At 48.8% G+C, this 23,222-nt stretch carries 23 protein-coding genes; 20 read left to right on the top strand and 3 right to left on the bottom strand.

The features are described from left to right. Positions 1 to 6 precede the first annotated feature (6 nt). The 20 genes from L4D79_RS18440 to L4D79_RS18345 all read left to right on the top strand — a co-directional run bounded on the left by L4D79_RS18440 (position 7) and on the right by L4D79_RS18345 (position 18,479). The gene (locus tag L4D79_RS18440) at positions 7 to 726 is read left to right on the top strand and encodes a protein phosphatase CheZ (protein WP_428653029.1); all 720 of its coding nucleotides are present in this window, start codon (positions 7 to 9) and stop codon (positions 724 to 726) included. A gap of 9 nt (positions 727 to 735) precedes the next feature. Further along, entirely contained in the window at positions 736 to 3,060 is a 2,325-nt protein-coding gene (locus L4D79_RS18435) for a chemotaxis protein CheA (protein WP_428653028.1), read from the top strand. 120 nt (positions 3,061 to 3,180) lie between these two features. After that, positions 3,181 to 4,383 (top strand): protein-glutamate methylesterase/protein-glutamine glutaminase, encoded by a 1,203-nt coding sequence (locus L4D79_RS18430; RefSeq protein WP_428653027.1) that lies wholly within the window; start codon positions 3,181 to 3,183, stop codon positions 4,381 to 4,383. Positions 4,384 to 4,393: 10 nt separating this feature from the next. Further along, on the top strand, positions 4,394 to 5,173 hold the full coding sequence (locus tag L4D79_RS18425) for a ParA family protein (protein ID WP_428653026.1): 780 nt from the start codon (positions 4,394 to 4,396) through the stop codon (positions 5,171 to 5,173). Further along, entirely contained in the window at positions 5,163 to 6,353 is a 1,191-nt protein-coding gene (locus L4D79_RS18420; protein WP_428653025.1) for a chemotaxis protein CheW, read from the top strand. The genes L4D79_RS18425 and L4D79_RS18420 overlap by 11 nt, the downstream gene beginning before the upstream one ends. A gap of 64 nt (positions 6,354 to 6,417) precedes the next feature. Continuing rightward, positions 6,418 to 6,912: a chemotaxis protein CheW gene (locus L4D79_RS18415; protein ID WP_107299340.1), complete on the top strand. Its 495-nt coding sequence runs from the start codon at positions 6,418 to 6,420 to the stop codon at positions 6,910 to 6,912. Beyond that, complete coding sequence (locus L4D79_RS18410; protein WP_428653024.1) at positions 6,912 to 7,340, top strand: DUF2802 domain-containing protein; 429 nt, start codon at positions 6,912 to 6,914, stop codon at positions 7,338 to 7,340. The genes L4D79_RS18415 and L4D79_RS18410 overlap by 1 nt, the downstream gene beginning before the upstream one ends. A gap of 659 nt (positions 7,341 to 7,999) precedes the next feature. Next, positions 8,000 to 8,650: a cytochrome c biogenesis heme-transporting ATPase CcmA gene (ccmA, locus tag L4D79_RS18405; RefSeq protein WP_428653023.1), complete on the top strand. Its 651-nt coding sequence runs from the start codon at positions 8,000 to 8,002 to the stop codon at positions 8,648 to 8,650. A gap of 6 nt (positions 8,651 to 8,656) precedes the next feature. Next, positions 8,657 to 9,322, top strand: a complete 666-nt coding sequence (gene ccmB, locus L4D79_RS18400) for a heme exporter protein CcmB (protein WP_428653022.1) — start codon at positions 8,657 to 8,659, stop codon at positions 9,320 to 9,322. 297 nt (positions 9,323 to 9,619) lie between these two features. Further along, on the top strand, positions 9,620 to 10,351 hold the full coding sequence (locus tag L4D79_RS18395) for a heme ABC transporter permease (RefSeq protein ID WP_428653021.1): 732 nt from the start codon (positions 9,620 to 9,622) through the stop codon (positions 10,349 to 10,351). Positions 10,352 to 10,358: 7 nt separating this feature from the next. Beyond that, complete coding sequence (gene ccmD / locus L4D79_RS18390; RefSeq protein WP_428653019.1) at positions 10,359 to 10,565, top strand: heme exporter protein CcmD; 207 nt, start codon at positions 10,359 to 10,361, stop codon at positions 10,563 to 10,565. Then, complete coding sequence (ccmE, locus tag L4D79_RS18385; RefSeq protein ID WP_428653017.1) at positions 10,562 to 11,047, top strand: cytochrome c maturation protein CcmE; 486 nt, start codon at positions 10,562 to 10,564, stop codon at positions 11,045 to 11,047. Before ccmD ends, ccmE begins: the two co-directional genes overlap by 4 nt. Continuing rightward, on the top strand, positions 11,047 to 13,050 hold the full coding sequence (locus L4D79_RS18380) for a heme lyase CcmF/NrfE family subunit (RefSeq protein WP_428653016.1): 2,004 nt from the start codon (positions 11,047 to 11,049) through the stop codon (positions 13,048 to 13,050). The genes ccmE and L4D79_RS18380 overlap by 1 nt, the downstream gene beginning before the upstream one ends. Continuing rightward, complete coding sequence (locus tag L4D79_RS18375) at positions 13,050 to 13,604, top strand: DsbE family thiol:disulfide interchange protein (RefSeq protein ID WP_428653015.1); 555 nt, start codon at positions 13,050 to 13,052, stop codon at positions 13,602 to 13,604. Before L4D79_RS18380 ends, L4D79_RS18375 begins: the two co-directional genes overlap by 1 nt. A gap of 17 nt (positions 13,605 to 13,621) precedes the next feature. Next, positions 13,622 to 14,176: a cytochrome c-type biogenesis protein gene (locus tag L4D79_RS18370; protein WP_428653079.1), complete on the top strand. Its 555-nt coding sequence runs from the start codon at positions 13,622 to 13,624 to the stop codon at positions 14,174 to 14,176. Beyond that, positions 14,176 to 15,384, top strand: coding sequence for a c-type cytochrome biogenesis protein CcmI (gene ccmI, locus L4D79_RS18365; RefSeq protein WP_428653014.1), 1,209 nt, complete (start codon positions 14,176 to 14,178; stop codon positions 15,382 to 15,384). The genes L4D79_RS18370 and ccmI overlap by 1 nt, the downstream gene beginning before the upstream one ends. Before the next feature lie 260 nt (positions 15,385 to 15,644). After that, positions 15,645 to 16,586, top strand: coding sequence for an MlaA family lipoprotein (locus L4D79_RS18360; RefSeq protein WP_428653013.1), 942 nt, complete (start codon positions 15,645 to 15,647; stop codon positions 16,584 to 16,586). Positions 16,587 to 16,895: 309 nt separating this feature from the next. Continuing rightward, complete coding sequence (locus L4D79_RS18355) at positions 16,896 to 17,303, top strand: four helix bundle protein (RefSeq protein WP_428653011.1); 408 nt, start codon at positions 16,896 to 16,898, stop codon at positions 17,301 to 17,303. Positions 17,304 to 17,420: 117 nt separating this feature from the next. After that, the gene (locus tag L4D79_RS18350; RefSeq protein ID WP_428653010.1) at positions 17,421 to 17,945 is read left to right on the top strand and encodes an elongation factor P hydroxylase; all 525 of its coding nucleotides are present in this window, start codon (positions 17,421 to 17,423) and stop codon (positions 17,943 to 17,945) included. A 267-nt stretch (positions 17,946 to 18,212) separates the two neighbouring features. After that, positions 18,213 to 18,479, top strand: a complete 267-nt coding sequence (locus tag L4D79_RS18345; RefSeq protein WP_428653009.1) for a YfcL family protein — start codon at positions 18,213 to 18,215, stop codon at positions 18,477 to 18,479. An 842-nt stretch (positions 18,480 to 19,321) separates the two neighbouring features. On the opposite strand, the gene L4D79_RS18340 is transcribed toward L4D79_RS18345, so the two are convergent. Genes L4D79_RS18340 through L4D79_RS18330 form a run of 3 tightly spaced genes read right to left on the bottom strand, consistent with a single transcriptional unit; the run spans position 19,322 to position 23,086 of the window. Continuing rightward, the gene (locus L4D79_RS18340; RefSeq protein ID WP_428653008.1) at positions 19,322 to 21,541 is read right to left on the bottom strand and encodes a YjbH domain-containing protein; all 2,220 of its coding nucleotides are present in this window, start codon (positions 21,539 to 21,541) and stop codon (positions 19,322 to 19,324) included. A 2-nt stretch (positions 21,542 to 21,543) separates the two neighbouring features. After that, entirely contained in the window at positions 21,544 to 22,374 is an 831-nt protein-coding gene (locus L4D79_RS18335) for a capsule biosynthesis GfcC family protein (RefSeq protein WP_428653006.1), read from the bottom strand. Further along, positions 22,367 to 23,086 carry a YjbF family lipoprotein gene (locus L4D79_RS18330; protein ID WP_428653004.1) on the bottom strand — a complete coding sequence of 240 codons (720 nt, stop codon included), beginning with the start codon at positions 23,084 to 23,086 and terminating at the stop codon, positions 22,367 to 22,369. The genes L4D79_RS18335 and L4D79_RS18330 overlap by 8 nt, the downstream gene beginning before the upstream one ends. Positions 23,087 to 23,222: the final 136 nt, after the last annotated feature.

Genomic DNA, 23,222 nt, shown 5'->3' with positions numbered 1-23,222 from the left:
ATAACAATGATTACACTCGAACAGGCGAAACAGCTTGTCAGTCTGCTTGAATCCGGCGATCAGGATGGAGCAAATACACTATTTACCCGCTTGGTGTCAGATAGTCGTGATCCCGTCTTTGAAGAAGTGGGCAAATTAACACGCCAACTTCATGATTCGTTGGCTAATTTCCGCCTTGATCCCCGTGTTACCGATTTAGCAAAAACGGAAATCCCTGATGCACGCGACCGATTGTCTTATGTGATAGACAAAACCGAGTCCGCCGCCAATAAAACCATGGATGCTGTCGATAGCATCCAGCCTGTGGCAGATCAGCTCGGGGATACCTTACAGCAGGTTTATCCAAGATGGCAGCGTTTGATGGGCGGACAGATCGCACTGAATGAATTCAAGTCGCTCTGCCACGATATCAACGGGTTACTCACTCAGGTCGAGAGTGATAGCACGATACTGCGTACCCAGCTGACTGAAATTCTCATGGCTCAGGACTTCCAGGATCTGACCGGCCAAATCATCCGCAGGGTGATAGAGCTGGTTCATGAGGTTGAAGATCAATTGGTAGAAATTCTCAAAGCGTTTGGCATGGAACAAGAAGACCGAACCGACTCGCTGCGTGAAGAGCGGATCCTTGCTCCTGAAGGACCTATCGTCAACAGCGACAGTCGCGAGGATGTCATGTCCACTCAGGATGATGTTGACGATCTGCTGTCGAGCCTAGGATTTTAAGGGAACAATATGAGCTTTGATTTAGACGAAGATATCCTACAGGATTTTTTGATTGAAGCAGGGGAGATCCTCGAACTGCTCTCGGAGCAGTTGGTTGAGCTAGAACGCAGTCCGGAAGACTCGGAACTACTCAATGCGATTTTCCGTGGCTTCCACACCGTAAAAGGTGGTGCAGGGTTCCTTTCCCTGACCGAGCTGGTCGATGCCTGCCATGGCGCCGAGAATATTTTTGACTTGCTGAGAACCGGCAAGCGTAGCGTCACATCGGAACTGATGGATGTGATCCTCGAAGCGCTGGATACCATTAACGTGATGTTTGGCCAGGTGCAAGAGCGCGAACCTGTCGATCCGGCTGAGCCGTCGTTGCTCGAAGCCCTGCACCGATTCAGCCTGCCGCCATCAGAACAAGAGTTGGCCATGGCCAATGCTGCCCCGATGAGCGCCCCGGAAGTGGTTGTTGAAGCCGCGATCGAGTCTGCGGTGGCTGCGTCAAGCATAGAACCGGTCACGGCACCTGCCAGTGTGCCTGCTGCCGTATCGTCGAGTGACACGGCCATTGCCGGTGATTCGGTTGATGATATTACCCAGGATGAATTTGATCGTCTTCTTGACGAGCTACACGGTAAAGGGCGAGGTCCTTCTGATGCGGTAACCGATCAGGCGACGGCACCTGCTTCCCTTTCCCCTGTTGCGGACACGGATATCGTCAACCAAATTCAGTCAGAAAATGGCGACATCACCGATGATGAGTTCGAGCGTTTGCTCGATGAACTGCACGGTACCGGTAAAGGCCCCGGAAGCAGTGATTTCAGCTCGCCAGTGGCAAATGAGCCTGTCCAAGCTCCTGTAAATCAATCGCCTGTGACTCAAGCGCCGGTTAATAGCGGCAGTGACGACTTGATGACCGATGATGAGTTTGAACGTCTGTTGGATGAGCTTCATGGGGCGGGTAAAGGGCCGTCTGAAGATGAGCTCGAAATGGCCACCAAGTCGGTAGCCGATATGCTAGGTGATAGCAATGTTCAAGCGCAGCCCCAAGCGCAAGCACCGGTTCAGACTCTAAATCCAGTACCGAATCAAACGCAACCCGAGCCAGCTCCAGCCGCGCCTCAGCCCGTTGCTGAGCGACGCGCTAAACCGGCTGCAGGTAAAGAAAAAAGCAAGGCTGGCGACGCAACTGTACGGGTTGATACCTCGACGCTTGATACCATCATGAATATGGTCGGTGAGCTAGTCTTGGTGCGTAACCGTTTGGTCAGCCTCGGCCTGAATACCAACGACGAAGAGATGTCCAAAGCGGTTGCCAACCTTGATGTGGTCACTGCAGACCTGCAGGGTGCGGTAATGAAAACCCGAATGCAGCCAATCAAGAAAGTCTTTGGTCGTTTCCCTCGCGTGGTTCGTGACTTGGCGCGTAACCTCAGTAAAGACATTGTGCTGGAAATGCGCGGTGAAGAGACCGATTTGGATAAAAATCTGGTTGAGGCGCTTGCCGACCCGTTGGTCCACTTGGTACGCAATTCGGTTGACCATGGTATTGAAATGCCAGATATCCGTGAGAAAGCGGGTAAACCAAGGGTAGGGACGGTATTGCTGTCTGCTTCCCAGGAAGGCGACCATATCTTGCTGACCATTGAGGATGATGGCGGCGGTATGGATCCGGATAAGCTACGTGGTATTGCTGTTGAGCGTGGTGTGATGGATGCAGATGCTGCGTCACGCCTGACCGATAGCGAATGTTATAACCTGATTTTTGCTCCGGGCTTCTCGACCAAGAAAGAGATCTCCGATATCTCTGGCCGCGGTGTCGGCATGGATGTGGTGAAAACCGGGATCAGCCAGCTGAACGGCTCAATATCGATTGATTCCGCATTGGGCAAAGGCACGCGGATTGATATCAAGGTACCGCTGACGTTGGCGATTCTGCCAACGCTGATGGTGGGTGTGGCAGAGCAGCCATTTGCCCTGCCGCTGGCAAGTGTTAATGAGATCTTCCACCTTGATTTGCGCAAGACCAACACCGTTGATGGCCAGTTGACCATTATTGTGCGTGATAAGGCGATCCCGTTGTTTTACTTGCAAGACTGGTTGTCGGGTGTCGGCGTACCGCAGCGCGAGCGTGACCATGGCCATGTGGTGATTGTTCAGATCGGCCACCAGAGAATTGGCTTTGTGGTGGACACCTTGATTGGTCAAGAAGAAGTGGTGATCAAGCCGCTGGATGAGTTGCTACAGGGTACGCCGGGAATGGCGGGTGCAACGATCACCAGCGATGGTCATATTGCGTTGATCCTTGATGTGCCGAACTTGCTTAAGCATTACGCTGGTCGTTAATCAAAAAAACAATAAGACCTAAATGGCTTCCCTATGAACGGGAAGCCATTGCCGTTATAAAAAAACTCATAGAAAGCCTGTTCAAAGGCGCAAGGTTTGTCATCTACAGGATAAATTAACATGGCAGTAAAAGTATTGGTGGTGGATGATTCAAGCTTTTTCCGCCGGCGCGTTAGTGAAATTCTCAATGCTGATCCAAGGTTGGAAGTAGTCGGCAATGCTGTCAACGGCAAGGAAGCGGTCGAGATGGCGGCACGCATGCATCCTGACGTGATCACCATGGATATTGAAATGCCAGTGATGGATGGGATCACCGCTGTGCGTGAAATCATGCAGGCTAATCCGACCCCTATTTTGATGTTCTCCTCGCTGACTCATGAAGGGGCGAAAGCAACGCTTGACGCCCTTGATGCCGGTGCGCTGGATTTCCTACCAAAGAAATTTGAAGATATCGCCCGCAACCGGGATGAAGCGGTTGCCCTGCTACAAAAGCGGGTGTCAGAGCTTGCCCGCAAGCGGGTTTTGATGCGCCGTCCGGTACGTACGGCAATGACAGCAACAACAGGAGCTGGGCGCGAATCCTCTCGTGAGCCTGCTCGTGCGCTGTCGACACGCAATACGCTGACCGGCAGAAGTGTGCCGTCGCAGGATGGTGCAAAGCCTTCCGCTCAGCTATCAGCTTTGCGTCAGCCCGCCTCTCGTCCTGCTGCGGCCAAGCCCGCTGCCCGTTTCAAGGCTTCAGGCAAAAAATACCAGCTGATGGCCATTGGTACGTCGACCGGTGGCCCGGTCGCATTGCAGAAAATTCTTACTGCATTGCCAGCCAACTTCCCGTTGCCGATTGTACTGATCCAGCATATGCCTGCGACATTTACTGCCGCCTTTGCTGCCCGGCTCGACAACCTGTGCAAAATTGGTGTAAAGGAAGCGCAAGATGGCGATGTACTGAAACCGGGGATGGCTTACCTTGCTCCGGGTGGTATGCAGATGATGCTGGACGGCCGTCCAGGCTCGGCACGACTGCGTATTATCGATGGCGGTGATCGGATGAATTACAAGCCGTGTGTCGATGTCACATTCGGCTCTGCCGCTAAGGTCTATCACGACAAAGTACTGTCGATGGTATTGACTGGCATGGGGGCTGATGGCCGAGAAGGTGCGCGAATGCTCAAAAGCAGCGGTGCAACGATTTGGGCGCAGGATGAGGACAGCTGTGTCGTTTACGGTATGCCTCAGGCGGTAGCCAAGGCGGGGATCTCATCAGAAGATCTGCCGCTCGAGCGTATCGCCGAGCGTATTACGGTAGAGCTTGGGTTCGCGTAGGGAGTGTACCTTGATAGTCTGGAGTATTGCTAACCAGAAAGGGGGCGTGGGCAAAACCACGACCACCGTCGCTCTGGCTGGATTGCTGAGTGAACGTAACAAACGGGTGCTGCTGGTGGATACCGATCCGCATGCATCGCTGACAACATACCTGAACTTTGATGCCGATAGTGTGCCAGCTAGTTTGTTTGATTTGTTCCAGTTAACCGAAATCAAGCGCGATACGGTCAAACCGGTGATCCTGCGCACCCAGTTTAACAACATCGATATTATTCCTGCCCATATGTCGCTGGCGACTCTGGACAGGGTGATGGGTAATCGCGGCGGTATGGGCTTGGTCCTCAGAAAAGCGCTGCAGTGTTTGGCTGACGATTATGATTACGTGCTGATTGACTGCCCACCGATTCTTGGGGTCATGATGGTCAATGCACTGGCGGCCAGTGATCGTATATTGATCCCGGTGCAGACCGAGTTTCTTGCGATGAAAGGTCTTGAGCGGATGATGCGCACCTTGGAAATCATGCAAAAATCACGTCGTTCGCCGTTTAAGGTCACGATTGTGCCTACCATGTATGACAAGCGGACGAGGGCGTCGCTGCAGACCCTGCAGGAGCTGAAATTACGCTTCCCAGACCAGGTCTGGGCATCGGCAGTACCGATCGATACCAAGTTCCGAGATGCGAGTATCAAGCATATGCCACCGTCACTATACTCACGCAGTAGCCGTGGGGTTTTTGCGTACAAAACGCTATTGAATTATTTGGGGCGCCTGCAGCAGGATGACCGATAACAGCCGTTTATCCAGCACTCAGGCGCTGGAAGATTATTTTGTTGATTTACTGCTAGAGCCCGAGCTTGAGCCAGAGCCGGTTCCTGAAACAGTGTCACAGGAAGTAGAAGCCGACATCGCCGAGGCCGCTGCGGATGCTGTTTCAGAGCTAGATGACGAGGTAGCCGCTGAAGAGGATCCCAGGCCAGATTGCCAGATATCTCAAGATGCTGGGGTGCTGACAGCCCGTCCTGAGCCGCAGCAGAAACTCATACCTGTAGCCAAGCCGTTCGACTTTGCTAGCTTGGACGATAACGCTGAGCAGGCCGGGCGCAGTATGCCATCGCCAGTGTTGGATAACGTTCAGCGCCTATTGAATCAGGTCAGCCGGAATACCCAGCTTAGCGAAAGCGATGATGTAAAAGGCTATGTAAAAGGCGATGTAGCAGAAGGTGTGGATGCACCAACTGACGCTGAACACCGTCACATTGATGACGAGCTAGCCGATGAGTGGCAGCAGGTCATGGCGCACGACCAGGCGAATGAACTGACCCTTATTAAGCCCCAAGAGCAGGTAGAAGAGCCCGTTGTTTCTCACATCGAGGCTGTACATATTGAAACTGTGCACATTGAAGCCGTGCCTGTCACAGAGAGCACACTGGAGACCGAACCGGAGACTTTACCTGAGACGCAGACCGGAGAGGAGCTACCGCCTGATCTGTGGACCCAGCAAGTCCATCAGGGCAATGATTTTCAGGCCCTGTTCTTCGAAGTTAACGGGGTGACGTTTGCAGTCCCTTTGACCGAGTTGGGTGGGATCCACCAACTTGGCGAGATGAACCGCTTGCTAGGTCGGCCGGCATGGTACTTAGGACTAATGAGCAGTCGCGATCATCAGCTTGATGTGGTTGATACTGCATGCTGGGCGATGCCCGAAAAACTTGAGGGCGAAGAGTACCGCGAGCAGTATAAATATGTGGTGGTCTTGGGGGATAGTTCGTGGGGGCTCGCCTGTAATGCCTTGCTCGGTACCGAAACCTTATCCGAACACAGTGTCCGTTGGCGCGAGAAAGCCGGTAAGCGTCCTTGGCTAGCGGGCATGGTAAAAGAAAAAATGTGTGCGCTAATTCATGTTAGTGAGCTAATTACCATGCTCAAAGCAGGATTAGATGTTAATACCAAACTTAGGCAATCATGTTAGGCTCCTGTATCATTGCAGGTGCTAACGCGTTGAATGCAGAAAAATAGATCAAAGAGGAAACAGCATGTCACAGGTGAGTGTCGCTGAAATACAAAAAGAAGACAGCAATGATCAAGTCCTGCAGTGGGTGACCTTCCAGCTGGAAGATGAAACCTACGGTATTAACGTGATGCAGGTGCGTGAAGTGCTGCGCTATTCTGAAATCGCGCCAGTACCGGGTGCACCCGATTACGTGCTGGGTATTATCAACCTTCGCGGTAATGTTGTAACCGTTATTGATACTCGCTCCCGTTTTGGCTTGATGCCGGGTGAGATCTCAGACAATACCCGCATTGTGATCATCGAGGCTGAAAAGCAGGTGATTGGTATTCTGGTTGATAGCGTTGCAGAAGTGGTTTACCTACGCAGCTCTGAAATTGACAGCACGCCGAGTGTTGGCACGGAAGAGAGCGCCAAGTTCATTCAGGGTGTGAGCAACCGTGATGGCCAGTTGTTGATCCTGGTTGATCTCAATAAGCTATTATCAGATGACGAATGGGACGAGATGGCGTACCTATAATGCTTGAAGTGTTGTTGCAATGGCTACCGCTGGCCTTGTCGTTGTTGGCGATTGTGCTCGCATGGTTGATGGTAAGGCGTGAGCGTCTTGCGCGTCAGGCCCTTGAAGCCAAATTTGCAGCGACCGAGCTGGTATTGAAAAATGCCCGCCAGCAGCAGGAAAGTTTGGTGAAGCAATTTAACGAACTGCGCGCGGGGACCATGGGAATGAGTCAGAAGCTGGGTGATATGGCCCGGCATCTTGAAGAGCTATCTGATCGCCAAGGCGAATTGGCGATGCAGGATCCCGATAGCCGGTTATACAGCCGTGCCAGCAAAATGGTCGAGCTGGGCGCAGACGTCAACGAGCTGATGAATGAGTGTGATCTACCTAAAGCAGAAGCAGAGCTGCTGCTACGGCTTCAGCAGATGCATCATTCTAGACGCTAGGCGCCGTTTCACCATGACTAAAAAACCCTTCGATGACCGAAGGGTTTTTTTGTTTGGGGGAGAGGTTCTTGGAAGAGAAGGACCTAGGTACTGGGAAGAGCGAAAAGTAACAGCAAGAGCTTGATACAAGAGTGCTTTCAGAAAGGCAGGCACCCAGCACCAGAGTTAAGATGCTTAGAGAGTCTCGTTTAGATACTACTGTTCATAGATTTGGGTTTTGCTTTTTGTTATTTTCTCGAAACTAGGCTCTATCATCTAGGTTCTGCTCTTCTCTAGGAACTCGATTCAGCTCTTCCCCGCTTTTCCCAGGAACCAGGAACCAGGATCTAGACCCCGCTCCTAACTTGTAACCACTCTTTTCATAACTTACATAATTGTTAATAACGATAAAATTAGCCCGGTGAATAAAGTTGCTATTTTTATTGTCTTAAAAAATAGCAACTTGGGATGAAAGTGTGCGCCCCTGTACACCTTTTGCTATTTTTAAAACTTCTTATGGCACTTTTTTATGATTTGCTTGTCAATACGGATCGGTGATTGTTGGGGGCTGCGGCTGCTCAGTATGGAAGTCACAATTACAGCCCTTAGTCTCTAACAACAGGGAGGGGCGCTGTGATATTATGCGAGGCAAATTGTTACACCTAGGATGCATCATTTTTATGTTGTCTGTTGAAGAGTTAAGTTGTACCCGGGACGAAAGGGTATTGTTTGAAGACCTGTGTTTCTCGGTCTCGTCGGGTGAGCTGGTTCAGATCGAAGGCCACAATGGTGCCGGTAAAACGACCTTGTTGCGGATCCTGGCAGGACTTGGGCGTGCAGATGATGGGCGGGTTTGTTGGCTTGATGAAGATATCGAGTCGGCACGAGAAGACTATCATCAAGAACTTTTGTTCTTGGGTCACCAGACCGGCGTTAAGCGAGAGCTGACAGCGTTTGAGAACTTGGCCTACTTCCAGTCGATGCACCTGTGTAACGAGAAATCTGATTTAGCTGGCACGCCTCAGGTGTCAGGTGAAGACATTTTGTGGCAGGCATTGGCCCAAGTTGGTTTGGCGGGTCGTGAAGATGTACCCGCCGGGCAACTCTCTGCAGGTCAGCAACGCAGGGTTGCCTTGGCAAGGCTGTGGTTGAGTAATCATAAATTATGGATTTTGGATGAGCCGTTGACAGCGATTGATAAGCAAGGTGTGAAGGTACTGGAAGGTTTGTTCCTTGCCCATGCAAAACGCGGTGGAATTGTCGTTTTGACCACGCATCAGGATATGTTCACTGACAGTGATCAGCTACGAAAAATCAAGTTGGGGCGGTAACTGACGATGAGTGCGATATACCATGTTATACGTCGTGAGCTTCTGATCGCCTTTCGCCGTCAGGCCGAGATATTTAATCCGCTGTGGTTTTTTATTATTGTCATCACCCTTTTTCCATTAGGTGTTGGGCCTGAGCCAAATCTATTGGCACGAATCGCGCCGGGTATTGTGTGGGTTGCTGCGCTTTTGGCCGCTTTATTGTCGATGGAGCGTTTGTTCCGTGATGATTTTGTCGACGGTTCACTGGAGCAGATGCTGTTGATGCCAACGCCGCTGCCGATTCTGGCTTTTGCCAAAATGCTGGCACACTGGTTGCTGACGGGATTGCCTCTGATTTTGATCAGTCCGTTATTGGCAATATTACTCTCTCTCGAGTGGGAGACATGGAAGGCGGTGGTCCTGACCCTACTTATCGGGACACCGACGTTAAGCTTTCTGGGGGCGATTGGGGTCGCCCTAACGGTTGGATTGCGCAAAGGTGGCGTTTTATTGAGCTTGCTCATATTACCGCTCTATATACCTGTGCTTATATTCGCGACATCAGCGATTGATGCGGCCAGTTTGGGCGTGGCATATAACGGTCAGCTGGCACTGATGGGAGCGATGTTGGTGGCATCGGCGACACTTTCTCCCTTCGCTGTCGCAGCTTCACTACGCATAAGTGTGCAATAACTGATTACAATTAACTAAGATTTGTCCTGTCTCACGAGAATGGATCTCGTGAGACAATTTGAGCAAGAACAAGGAAGCTGACGATAGCCAGTTCTTTACCCCTTAAGGAGTATTTAGGTTGGCGCAGCATTTTGGATGATGGGGGTTATAAAGCCCATTGAGACCAGATGCTTATGCCTAGGAAGCCTAGGTAGAGAATCGTCAAAACGATAAGCAACGCCTTAGGCGAGCCAGAATTGGAATTTGAGCCAAGTGTTGTTTTGATAATTATTCTTATTAAATGAGTTGAGCAGAATTATGTGGAAGTGGTTACATCCCTACGCGAAAGCTGAGAACTGCTACCGTTTGTGCGGTACTTTACTGCCTTGGTTTTCAATCATCGCTTTGTTATCTATTCTGATTGGTACGGTCTGGGGGCTGATGTTCGCCCCGACGGATTATCAGCAGGGTGACAGTTTCCGTATCATCTACCTGCATGTACCTTCGGCTATCTGGTCGATGGGCGCCTATATGTCGATGGCGATTGCTGCCTTTATCGGCTTGGTGTGGCAGATCCGCCTCTCGAATATGGCAGCCCTTGCCATGGCACCGATTGGCGCGGTGTTTACCGCCATTGCATTGTTAACCGGTGCAGTTTGGGGTAAGCCGATGTGGGGCGCATGGTGGGTGTGGGATGCCCGTTTGACTTCAGAGTTAATTCTACTGTTCCTTTACTTAGGTGTGATTGCGCTTTACAACGCTTTCGATGATGAGAAGACGGCAGGTAAAGCAGCCGGTATTCTGGCGATTGTCGGTGTGATCAACCTACCTATTATTCATTTTTCGGTAGAATGGTGGAACACCCTTCACCAAGGCGCCACAATCACCAAATTTGCTAAACCATCGATTGCGACCACCATGTTGTGGCCGTTGTTGCTCAATATTCTTGGTTTTGCCTGTTTCTTTGGTGCGTTGACCATGGTGCGTCTGCGTAACGAAATTATTGCCCGTGAAAGCCACCGCCCTTGGGTGCGTGCCCTGATGAAGTGAGGCCATTATGCATTTTGACTCTTTTAGTGACTTCTTGGCGATGGGCGGGTATGCCCAATATGTTTGGAGTGCCTACGGGATCTCTTTTGCCGCCTTGCTGTGGCTGATGATTTCGAGCCTGACTACCAAACGTCGCCTAGCGGCCGAGATCAAGAATAAGATTGCGCGTGAAAAGCGCATTAAAGAAGCTGAAAAACTGGAGAACACATTATGAACCCGAGACGTAAAAAGCGCCTGACGTTGGTGTTGGCGCTGGTCGTTGGCCTCGGTGCAACCGTTGGATTGCTGCTGTATGCATTGAACCAGAATATGGATCTTTTCTATACCCCAACAGAGCTTGTCCATGGCAAGAAAGATGGTACAAAACCTGAAGTGGGCCAGCGTTTGCGCATCGGCGGTATGGTCGTTGAAGGTTCAGTCGTTCGTGATCCTCAGTCTTTGCAGGTAACGTTTGATGTGGCTGATGTTGGCCCGGCAGTAACGATTAAATACGATGGTATCTTGCCGGATCTATTCCGTGAAGGGCAGGGTATCGTGGCTCAGGGTGAATTGGTCAATGCGACGACCATCCATGCTCATGAAGTATTGGCGAAGCACGATGAAGAATATTTGCCACCCGAAGTAGCAGAAGCGATGGAGAGAACTCACGCACCGCTTCAGTATACCGACGAACAATTGCAGGGTAGTGCTCAATAATGATTGCAGAAATAGGCAACTTTAGCCTGATTGTTGCACTGGGATTATCCATCCTAGTCAGCATCTATCCCCTATACGGTGCTGCCGTGGGGAATCAGGCGCTCATGCGAATGGCCCGTCCGCTAACGTATGGTATTTTCGGCATGATCCTCGTGTCGTTTGTCATCCTTAGCTGGTCATTTTACATCAATGACTTTACCGTAGTGTATGTCGCGAGTAACTCAAACTCGTTGCTGCCTTGGTACTACCGTCTATCGGCAGTGTGGGGTGGCCATGAAGGGTCATTGCTACTTTGGGTACTGATCCAAGCTGGTTGGGCGGTTGCGGTTGCAGTATTCAGCCGTGGTATGCCGCTGGAATCATTGGCACGCGTACTGTCTGTGATGGGAATGATCGCGATTGGCTTCTTGCTGTTTATCATCGCGACCTCAAACCCGTTTCTGCGTACTCTGCCTTTCTTCCCGGTTGATGGCCGTGACTTGAACCCGCTTCTGCAAGATCCGGGTCTGATCATTCACCCACCATTGCTGTACATGGGCTATGTTGGCTTCTCGGTCGCGTTTTCTTTTGCAATCGCTTCTCTGATGACTGGCCGTCTGGATACCGCTTGGGCGCGTTGGTCTCGTCCTTGGACAATCGCTGCATGGTCATTCCTGACCTTGGGTATCGCACTAGGTTCTTGGTGGGCTTACTATGAACTTGGCTGGGGTGGCTGGTGGTTCTGGGATCCAGTTGAAAATGCGTCATTTATGCCATGGCTTGCCGGTACAGCGTTGATGCACTCGCTGGCCGTGACCGAAAAACGCGGTACGTTCAAAGCATGGACGGTACTGCTGGCGATTTCAGCGTTCTCATTGAGCCTATTGGGTACTTTCCTTGTTCGCTCAGGCGTACTGGTATCGGTACACGCGTTTGCGTCCGATCCGGCTCGAGGTATGTTCATCCTTGGCTTCTTGGTTGTGGTCATCGGCGGCTCACTGCTGCTTTACGCACTTCGCGGCGGACAAATCCGCTCTCGTGGTAACTACAGCCTGTTCTCCCGTGAAAACTTGTTGCTGGCTAACAACCTATTGTTGGTAGCAGCACTTCTTGTGGTACTGATTGGTACCTTGCTTCCTTTGGTTCACAAACAAATTGGTTTGGGCTCGGTGTCGATTGGTGTGCCGTTCTTCAATACCTTGTTTACCTGGCTGATGATCCCGTTTGCTTTCATTCTGGGTATCGGTCCGCTGGTTCGCTGGAAGCGCGATCAGCTTTCTAGCGTCAGCAAGCAGATGACTATCTCTGCCATTGTAACCATCCCGTTCGCCTTCCTATCGGTATGGTTGTTCACTGAAGTTGTTGAGCCAATGGCGGTTCTTGGTATGGCAATGGCGGTGTGGATCATTGTTATGCACTGCTTCGAACTGTACGAGCGAGCGACTCACCGCCACACCCTGTGGAAAGGTTTGGGCAAGCTTGGCCGCAGCCACTGGGCGATGGTACTGGGCCATTTAGGCTTGGCAGTGTCTGTTATTGGTATTGCCTTGGTGTCGAATTACGATATCGAGCGTGACGTACGCATGGCACCTGGTGAGACCGTACAGGTTCAAGGGTATGACTTCCATTTTGCTGGCCTGCGTGATGCTGACGGTCCGAACTACGACGGTTACATTGCCGATTTCAACATTACCCGTAACGGTAAGCGTGTAACGACCTTGCATGCCGAGAAGCGATTCTACTCTGTTGCTGGCTCGATGATGACTGAAGCGGCGATTGACAGTGGTGTTACCCGTGACCTATATGTTGCGATGGGTGAGAAGCTAACCGACGGTGCTTGGGCTGTACGTATTTACTTCAAGCCGTTTGTTAACTGGATTTGGTTCGGCTCAGCCTTGATGGCGCTGGGTGGCGCATTTGCTATCAGTGATAAGCGTTACCGCTTCCGTAAAAAAGCCGAAAAGGGGCAGCCAGCTGATGCAAAGGCTGAGAAGTTAGCGAAGCAGGAGGCGAAGGCAAACTGATGAACAAGAAGTTACTTTTTATTCCACTGGTCCTTTTCCTTGGCCTGGTTGTGATGTTCATGATCCAGCTGAGCCGCAATGCTGACGGCGACGATCCAACTAAGTTGGAATCGGTATTAGTCGGTAAGCCTGTACCTCAGTTCAAGCTTGAAGACTTGGTTGAAGCCGGCAAGCTCTACGAGCAGGACATCTTCAAGGGTGAACCATTACTGCTGAATGTCTGGGCGACCTGGTGCCCTACGTGCTATGCCGAGCACACTTACCTTAATCAGCTTGCTAGTGAAGGCGTGAAGATTATCGGCCTCAACTACAAAGATGAGCGCCTAAAAGCGGTTCGTTGGTTGAACGAGCTGGGTAATCCTTACCTGCATAGCCTGTTTGATGGTAATGGTATGCTAGGTATGGATTTGGGGGTTTACGGTGCGCCGGAAACCTTCCTGATTGATGCCAACGGTATCATTCGCTACCGCCATGTTGGTGATGTCAACAACCGTAACTGGAACGAGACATTAAAGCCGATGTACGAAGCGTTGATTGAGGAGGCGCAGGGATAATGATTATTTCTTGTCGAATGACCCGTTTCTTCACTGGGCCGATTTTAGCTTTGGCGATGGTGCTTGGTGGAACAGCGTTGATCACAACGTCCACTCCGGTCCAGGCATTTACTGATGTATACGATTTCGAGTCGGCTAAGCAGGAAAAAGATTTTCAGGATCTGACTGCAACGCTGCGCTGCCCGAAATGTCAGAACAACAACATTGCTGACTCCAATGCGGCGCTGGCGCTAGATATGCGTCAGAAAACCTACGAATTGCTTCAGGAAGGTAAGAGTAAGCAGGATGTGGTGGATTACATGATTGCCCGCTATGGCAATTTTGTGACTTATAACCCACCGGTGATGGCGTCTACCTTGATCCTATGGTTAGGACCTCTGTTCTTTATCGTTGTTGGTTTCACTATTTTGGTGATGCGTTCGCGCAAAAGCACTGAAAAAGTGACAGACACCGATCTCCAAGGCGATGAAGAAGATCGTCTGAAAGCCCTGATGACTGAACTGGGGACTGAAACCGGAACCGATGCTGATGATGTTTCTAAGCAGACTAACCAAGACGGTAAGGTGAAATAATGACAATGTTTTGGGTAATTTCCGCCCTCTTGGTACTGGTTGCGATGGTCATTTTTGTCGTGCCAATGTATACCGGCAAAGAGCAAGATGAAGTCGCCAGCCGTGATGAGCTGAACAAAGCTTTCTTCAAAGATCGTATGGACGAACTGAAAGAAGAAAGCAGCGAAGGCTTGGTCGAAAACAAAGATGAACTCGTGGTTGAACTGCAACAGTCGCTACTTGATGATGTGCCAGCCAATACCGAGCAGACTAAAACCCAGGTTAGCACCACCATGCTGATCCCGGGGCTGATTCTGCTAGTCGGTGTGAGCTTCGGTATGTACATGAAGGTAGGTAGCCTGGACAAAGTGCAAGCATGGAATGAAACGGTAACCCGCCTACCGGATCTATCTCAGCGCTTGATGGATGAATCAAATCCGCTTAGTGATCAAGAGATGGACGATTTGACATTGGCACTGCGTACCCGTCTTCACAGCAACCCAGATGATGCGACAGGCTGGTTGCTGCTGGGCCGTATTGGCATGGCGAACCGTGATGCTGAAACTGCTCAAGATGCGATGAACCGCGCTTACCGCCTTGACCCAAGTAACCCTGAAGTGATGCTGAGCTTCGGCCAGACACTGATGATGATTGGGGATCCGGCACAGAGTGAGCGTGCGCGTCTGCTGCTTCGCAGCGTACTGCGTGTTGACCACACCAACATCCGAGCGTTGTCGCTATTGGCTTTCGACTCGTTTGAAAGCGGTGACTTCAAGCAGGCGATCAACTACTGGAGCATGATGCAGCAGATCATCGGAACCGATGACCCGCGTGCAGAAATGCTGGATCGCAGTATTGCCCGTGCCCAGTCTCAGCTAGATCGCAGTCAAAATACCGCAACGTCGGTTTCGGTTACTGTCGATTTAGACCCGAGTGTTGAGTTACCTGAGCAAGGCTTAGTGTTTGTGTCGGTTCATTCTGCGGACGGCGCGCCGATGCCAGTGGCTGCACGACGTGTGCCTTTGTCAGCATTCCCGTTCACTCTGACCCTGGATGACAACGACAGCATGATCCCAGAACGTCCGATGACCTCGCTGCAGGATATGATCATCAAAGCCCGTATCGATACCGATGGCAATGTGATGACCCGCAACGGTGATTGGTACGGTCAGAGTGACGTCATTTCTTTAGGTGGCTCGACAAACGTATTGATAAATACAAAATACTAATAAAATCTACGACTTGAGGTGGTAGATATAATAAAGGCCAGATACTATTAGTATCTGGCCTTTTTTTTAGGCCGCAAAAGGATATTGCAAATATCAGCCCCTAACCAGTAGCGCATATCAAGCAGTGTTACCGGTTTTGTGTCAACGTTAGCTATTAACTTACGCTATCAATCAGTCGATAGCATAAAAATGCTAGATGTTTGCGGTTGCTGGTATTACCATTTAGCGCGGTTTTAGCCTGATATGCCATGGAAAGAACATTGAAAAAACACCTATTAACCCTTGCCATTTTATTAACCCTGACAGCGTGCGCCCAGTCTCCTGATGAACAGTCTCCTGAAGAGCTGACGCTAGACGGACAGGCATCGCAAGTGTCGAGTAACATTGAATCCTCAGCCACAGCAGATACTGCGGTTGATGGCTCGGCAATGGACGAATTCGCCGGTGCTGATGTCGATGCCGATTACGACGAAGATCTAGCCGCTGTACTAGAAGAAGTTGAGCAAGGCGAAGGCGAGTATGCGGTGCCGGGTGTTTATGATCCGTTTGAAGGCTTCAACCGTGCCATGTGGGATCTGAACTATGACTATCTTGATCCGTATCTAGCGCGTCCGGTGTCACTGGCTTACGTTGATTACACACCATCGTTCATGCGAACGGGTATCAAGAACTTTCTGGCTAACCTCGATGAGCCAGCCAGCATGGTCAACAGTATTCTGATGCTGAACGGCGAAGAGGCCGTGCGCCACTTCAACCGTTTTTGGATCAACTCTACCTTTGGTGTCTTGGGTTTGATTGATATTGCGTCGGCTGCTGATATTCGCAAACCGGCGGATAAACAGTTTGGCGACACCATGGGCAAATACGGCGTTGCGAATGGCCCATACTTTATGTTCCCAGTTTACGGTCCACTGACACTACGCGAAGGTGCCGGTGATATTGTCGACGGTCTATACCTGCCGTTAAGTGCGTTGAACTTCTGGCAGAGCCTAGGCAAGTGGATGTTCGAAGGCATGGAAGACAGAGCCGCCTTGGTTAAGCAAGAAGCGATTCTGAAAGACTCGCCTGATGCGTACATCTTCACCCGTGATGCCTACATCCAGAACAAGAATTTCCGCGCCACCGGCGGCAACGTCGAGGAGACGGAGCAGGAAGACGAAGCGTATCTGGATGATTTTATGGATGAAATAGACGAATATTAGAGTGGGATCCTAGAACCTAGATAGAGTGGCCCTGGGAAGAGCGGGTCCTAGGGCCTAGGAAGAGCGACCCTGGGAAGAGCAGGTCCTGGGGTCTAGGAAGGGCGAAAGCAGGGTTCTAGGAAAAAATGGCCCTGGTTCCTGGGAAAAGATTAAGAGCAAAAGAGCTTGAAAAGCTGTACATTCTCTCGAATCTGCTTGCAGTACCCAGTACCCAGTACCCAGTACCCAGTACCCAGTACCCAGTACCCAGTACCCAGTACCCAGTACCCAGTACCCAGTACCCAGTACCCAGTACCCATGGAGGGGGGGATGGAATACCAAAAACTCCATATTTGGCAGGAAAGTTTTCAGATAGCGGTGACCGTTCATCGATTATTTGTTTCATGCAAGGATTTTGGCTTCAAAGATCAAATAAGCCGGTCTTCTGTATCTGTTCCTTCGAATATCGCCGAAGGCGAAGAACGAGAAACACGTAAGGAATCTGTCCGTTTCTTATATTACGCTAAAGGATCATGTGGTGAGTTAGTTACACAGCTACTGTTGGCTAAGGAGTTTGGTTATATCGATAAAAGTGAAGCCGATGAATTGGTAGTAAGAGCTAACCTTGTTAGCCGCAAAATAGCTAGTTTAATCAAATTTCGAAGTGGACAGGTAAAAGAATCTAGCGGAATTTATGATGTCTCTGAGTTTGCTATCGCCGGGAAATATCAAGATTAGAAAAAACAGATTGTTCTTGATAATATCGCTGCATTCGTAACTAATACTACAGGACCCAGGACCCAGGACCCAGGACCCAGGACCCAGGACCCAGGACCCAGGACCCGCTCTTACCCTATGCCCCACAAAAACACAGACATTATCAACATCTTCAACCAAACCTTCATCGACTCATTCAACACCGAGTTGATCCTTGGTGGTGATGAGCCTATTTACCTTCCAGCAGATGAGCAGTATCCGCATCATCGGGTTATTTTCGCCCGTGGTTACTTTGCTTCGGCACTACATGAGATTGCCCACTGGTGTATTGCCGGTCAACAGCGCCGTTTGTTGGAAGACTACGGTTACTGGTACGAGCCTGATGGCCGAACCGCTGAAGTACAAGCCGAATTTGAAAAGGTAGAAGTAAAGCCCCAAGCCGTAGAATGGATCCTTGCCGCCAGCTGTGGTTTCCGCTTCCAAGTGAGCTGTGATAACCTAAGCGGCAATTGTGAGCCAGACCGAGTAGGGTTTACAAACAAAGTACGCGAGCAGGCGTTGGTATACCTCCAAGAAGGCATGCCAGCCAGAGCTAAAACTTTATCAGAAGCATTGCGAAGCCACTATGGCGTTGAACCGTTAGTCGCGGGGATGTTTGAATAGAAAGAGCGGGAACGGGGAATAACGGGTCCTAGGGCCTAGGAAAAGCAGAAAAGCTTGACTTGAGTACTTGATAAAGGAAACTATTTACCCAGTACCCAGTACCCAGTACCCAGTACCCAGTACCCAGTACCCAGTACCCAGTACCCAGTACCCAGTACCCAGTACCCAGAACTTAATACTAACTTGATTCTGTTATATATGGCGTAGTAATTGGGGCTTTGCTCTTCCTAGGCCCTAGGACCCAGAATCCCGGACCCAAAAAATATTATGATCCATCAATACGAAGAAACACTACTAACCCTCATCGACCAGATGGTTGAAACCGCATCAGACGATGAACTGTTTGCTGGCGGTTACCTGCGTGGCCACATTTCACTGTCTGCCGCGAACTGCGAGTTAGAAGGGGTGTCAACCATCGAGGCTATGAATGCCAAGGTTGAAACGAGCATGGCTGAAGCGCAGTCCGAGCTGAACCCAGCAGATCAGTTAATTGTCAAAGATATGTGGCAACAACTTCAACAGCAAGCTATCTAATTGATATTTAAGTTTATACAAAAAATCGGCATTTCAGTATGCCGATTTTTTTAATAAAAATAATATGCAATGTGACTATTATTAATTATTTGCGCTTAGATATTTGCGTTTGTAATCAGAGGATTTTGCAAAAACAATAATTGGTAGTGTTACAAACAAAAATCCAGCTGCAAAAATTAGATTCTCATTTGCTAATAGCTGATAACAGCTAATTGCAAATATTACCATAACAATCAATAGATTAGTTATGTGTATAATTGGATGGTTCACTGAAAAGTGAGCATATGTCCTAAACATGCCCTCTCCCTCTTAATTTGTCTTCTGTCGTCAAAAAAATGTATTTTTAAATATTTGCTGTCAATATATTGACATTTTTATTATTAATATATGATAGCTCATATTTCGAATTCATGTCGCTAAGCTAAAGAAATTTACGCACAGTGTCACACTTTTGAGACGATGATTAAGATTCTATAAGAATTAATAAGAACCAAATTGAGTAGCTTAAGAATAACTTAAATTGATTTTTACCTTTATTTTATAAACTTAATAGTAAAAATCCTGTTATATTTAATCCGAAAGCTAATAAATAAAACATCATAGGTTGAATTATTTTTATAGCGATAATTGATCGAGGCGAATAAATGCTGGTACGCCTATTGATGACTATGAACGGTGTTTTTTGATGGACTACTTTAGCTTTTCCTAGGTATTTGATTTCAGGTTCTGCTCTTTAGCTTCTGCTCTTTCGTGGAACTAAGATTTAGTTTCAAGGATTACAAAAAAGCGAGAGCATCACACTCTCGCTTTTGCTTTTCATACTAGGAACTAGGTTCCAGGATCTAATTTTCTGCCTTTCTCGAATACCATGGAGATCTCGCATCCGTTACACCAAACAGCTGGTACTTACGACTCAGCATCTGGCCACCATCGCGAGTCAGTGGTAACCAAGAAATAGTTGCGCGGTTGGTACTTGGCTTAACGGTCATCACATCGAACGGAATGGATATGTAGAAACCTTTGGTGTAGCTACCTTCACCGTATTCATCGGAAGACAAATCTGTAAAGGTAGCAAAGGCTCCTGCGGTAATACCGCTATCAAATTGCTTTGAGAAATCAACAGTGACACCGATATCTTCAGTCAGGTATTGGCCCGCGCTAACCTTGAATAAAGTATTTGGCAACCAATCCCATTGTGGCTGATAGTAGCCGGTAAAATGACCAGTCATCGCCCCCGTTTGAACTCGGTACGGACGATTAGTAATCGGGTCAAATTGATCTTCTTCAGTAAAGAACCCGAAGGCAGAATCAGGATCGCGCTGCACCACATAGTTAACATCCATACCGACTGCCCAGTTTGCACCTAATGGACGATACAACAACTCACCGCCGACACCACCAAACATCATTTCAAGGTAACCGCCATACGCTTGGCTGTACCAGTTATCGCCTAACTTATCCATCCAGGTAAGCTGTAGGTTATCAAGGCGAACAGGGTTATCACTGATATATTGGCGAACTAAGGTACGAACACGCTTCAAGTCAGTGCCATCAGGTGGCACGTCATATAAGAACTGGTCGTAATTGTCATAGATATTGAAGTAAACCGAGCCGCCGAGTTCAAGGTTATCAGTAAACCAGTAGTTTGCACCGGCATTGATACCGATATTGAACATGTAAAAATCTTCGGAGCCACCGATAGACTGCTGTAATGTTGGCGATAGGCTGACATCCCAGCGTCTGCTTGGCTCGGCGACCAATTGACCTTCCGGCTCATTTGGCACAGAAGCCGAACTGCTGTCTTCGACGGCCGCACCGATGTATTCTACATTGGCAACTTGGCTGAACTTTTCTGCATCAATTCGGGTTTCGGTAATCGCTTGATGATTGCTGGTTTCAATCAACCGATACTCAGCAACATCTGGGCCTCGGTTCGCTAATACGGTTGCAGCTCGTACATGTGCCTCATTTCGATCGCGGTATTTATTCTGATCGGCACTGACCGTAACACTCTCATTATCGTAGTGAATAGTCGGGTTCTTATAGCCCGCAATAGTATGCAGCTCGTCAGCAAGAACCTGCCATTCCGCATCGGTAAGCTCAGGCTCGTTTGATGGGCTTTGGCTTCGAGGAGCATAGTTCGGGGCTGGCTCATCTTGCCAGCCTGACTTCAGGCTGTTGAAGTTGGTATATAGATTGAAGCCAAATGTCCACGTGTTGCCGCGTTCATAACTTAGGCGTAAATCCCCCCAGTTACCGAGCCGGTATAGTGCGCCATAGTTAAACTTGCTGTCTTGCGGCATTTCAATATCGCCGCGTGTCACTGGGAAGTCACTTTCATAGTCGTTAGCGTCATATTCCAGTTTGAAGCGTAATGGCTCCCAGGGGCTTTGATACTCTAAGCCGCCATAAATAGACATAGGGCCACTGAAGAAATTATCAAAGTTTGCCGTACCCCATTGACCACCAGTTTCGCGCTCACAGAAACGGTCGGCTAAATCACAGAAGGGGTTGGTGACATTACCGCTGTTACCCATGTAACCCCAAGCAACACCAAGGGTGACATCTACGGGGCCAAATTGTTTGTTAGCGGCAATAAACTCACCATCAAATAAGCCTGTTCCCCCAAAGTCACGTACACCAACAGCGACTTCGGGTAGCCAGTAACTTTCTTCCCATAGGCGAACTTTAAAGTCGATCCCTTTATCCGTGTATTTACTGTCACCACTAAAGTCAGGGTTGTCACTATAAAGTAAGTCTTGGACTAAGGTGTAACGAATAGTGGCTTCAAACCAAGAGAAAAGTTGCAATGAGGCATTATAGTGATGGTATTCATTGTTATAGGTCGCACCGAAATTAAACTCACCTGCTGGATTCATGCGTGCGGTCGGCATTTGCATTAAGCCGACCCCACCAAAGTCGGATTGTGAGGGTTTAAATACCGGATAACTAAATTCATCGGCATTCGCTGAAAACACAGGCAACATAGCCAATGCAATGGCAGAAAGTGTGAAGTAGCCAAAAGGTGCTTTATGAGCGGTGTTGATATCCTTAATTGTCATGATTACAGCACCTTGTTCCTTAGCAAGTTAATCATTTCCTGATTGAGCGACATATAGTCACGCGGTAAATCGCTATAGCCGATAAAAATGGTTGCACCCGGGGCAATGTCCATATGATTTTGATTCCAGTAAGCAACCGGGTGTTGCTCGACAGTGCCATCTGGCTGAATAACTACTGCATAATCTTTTTGCTGATTGTCAATTAATGCGGTTTTATCTAGGTATTGCTTTGCCGACAAACGTGGCTGCCAACGGACTAAGGTTGGTTTTTGTGTGGCGCCAATGATCAAAACACTCTTGGGGCGATTCGGTAAATAGAGGTGATACTCACCACTAAGTAGAGGGTTTAGTTTTTTGTTTAACCGAATGGCATCAAAATCAAGCGGGATAAATTGCCTAGTGTATATGATGTTATCGCTTATCCATCGTTCATTGGCCCTAAGGCTCGCTTTTACTGCAAAGCTGGTCGGCTCTTTATCAACAAGCTGGTCGATGAGTTTAAGAACCCTTGATTTGTTCTCTGGTTCTGACGCAGAGCTTAGAGTACTCCCGAGCCAGAAAATGTTATTGGCGCGAAGGGGGTTACGTTGGCCACGACTATTATCTGTTAGCTGAGTGGCAATATTATCACTAATGACTTGGCTTAACCGTACAGGCTCTAAGTAGCCTAAAGACCATGCTTGAGCTTTATCAGGGCTGTAAATAGCGACACTCAAAGTTTTCTGAGAGCTATTCGCAGCAAAAGAAGGTGAAACAAACAAGGCTACCATTAATAGTGATGGTATTGCTCGTTGAATAAATCTAAAAGCACTCACGATATTATCCCTAGGCAAATGGTTTAAGCAGGATCAGTTCGATATAAGGCAGATTGGGAGCCAGTTTTTGTTTACTTTTAATGACTGCTCCGTTATTTGGATCTATCCACCAGTGGTTGTCGTACTTAATATCAAGCGTGGGGATAGAGACATGCTCGATATAATGCTTGGTTAGTTTTATGGTGTCGTTGATATCGAGGTGCTCGTCAGCAAAAAAGGTGAATTCACTTTTGACCGGATAGCCAAAATGATACCCAGGTTGCCAATCAATAGTATGCTGCCAATGGGGTGGGGTAGAGGCTAAGTGTAGCCCAAGTGCTAGTGGGTCTGCGTAGTTACTACGGCTGTTGACTAGATTACCTGATGGTAAGTTGAGGGTTTTGACTATCCGACCGTTTTCTGTGATAAGCATCCCTTTGTCAGCAGATACCCACTTAAGCTGAGTATGTGATGGCTTTAACGAGCTTGAATTCGATAAACCTGTTAAGTCGGTTAAACCAAGCGTCGTACTATTTTCAGCAAAAGCCAGTACCATAAAAGCCTGTGGGCCATCATCAACACGGGCATACATACTTGCATAAGGCAGCTGGTTGATTTCTTTTGCACTTAAGGCGATATCTTTATCACCAAAAAAGGCAAGATTAACGGTATCGTTAACATCATTAAACTTCTGGCTGCACCCAGTAAGCGCTAATAAGAGAAGTAATGCAGTGGAACATTGTCGAAACATGGAGATAGCATCCAAATTGCTCAATCGAGATAAGGTAGAGTGTTTCAAAATAAGGTGTCAGAATAAGGGGGTAGCTGTCTAGTTGCTGTTGAGTAAACTTCTAGTTAATTAACAAAATTAACCGCGCCAGAAAGCG

Source organism: Photobacterium satsumensis (genome assembly GCF_050336935.1).
GTDB lineage: Bacteria > Pseudomonadota > Gammaproteobacteria > Enterobacterales > Vibrionaceae > Photobacterium > Photobacterium satsumensis.
This window is presented reverse-complemented; position numbering and strand designations above follow the sequence as displayed.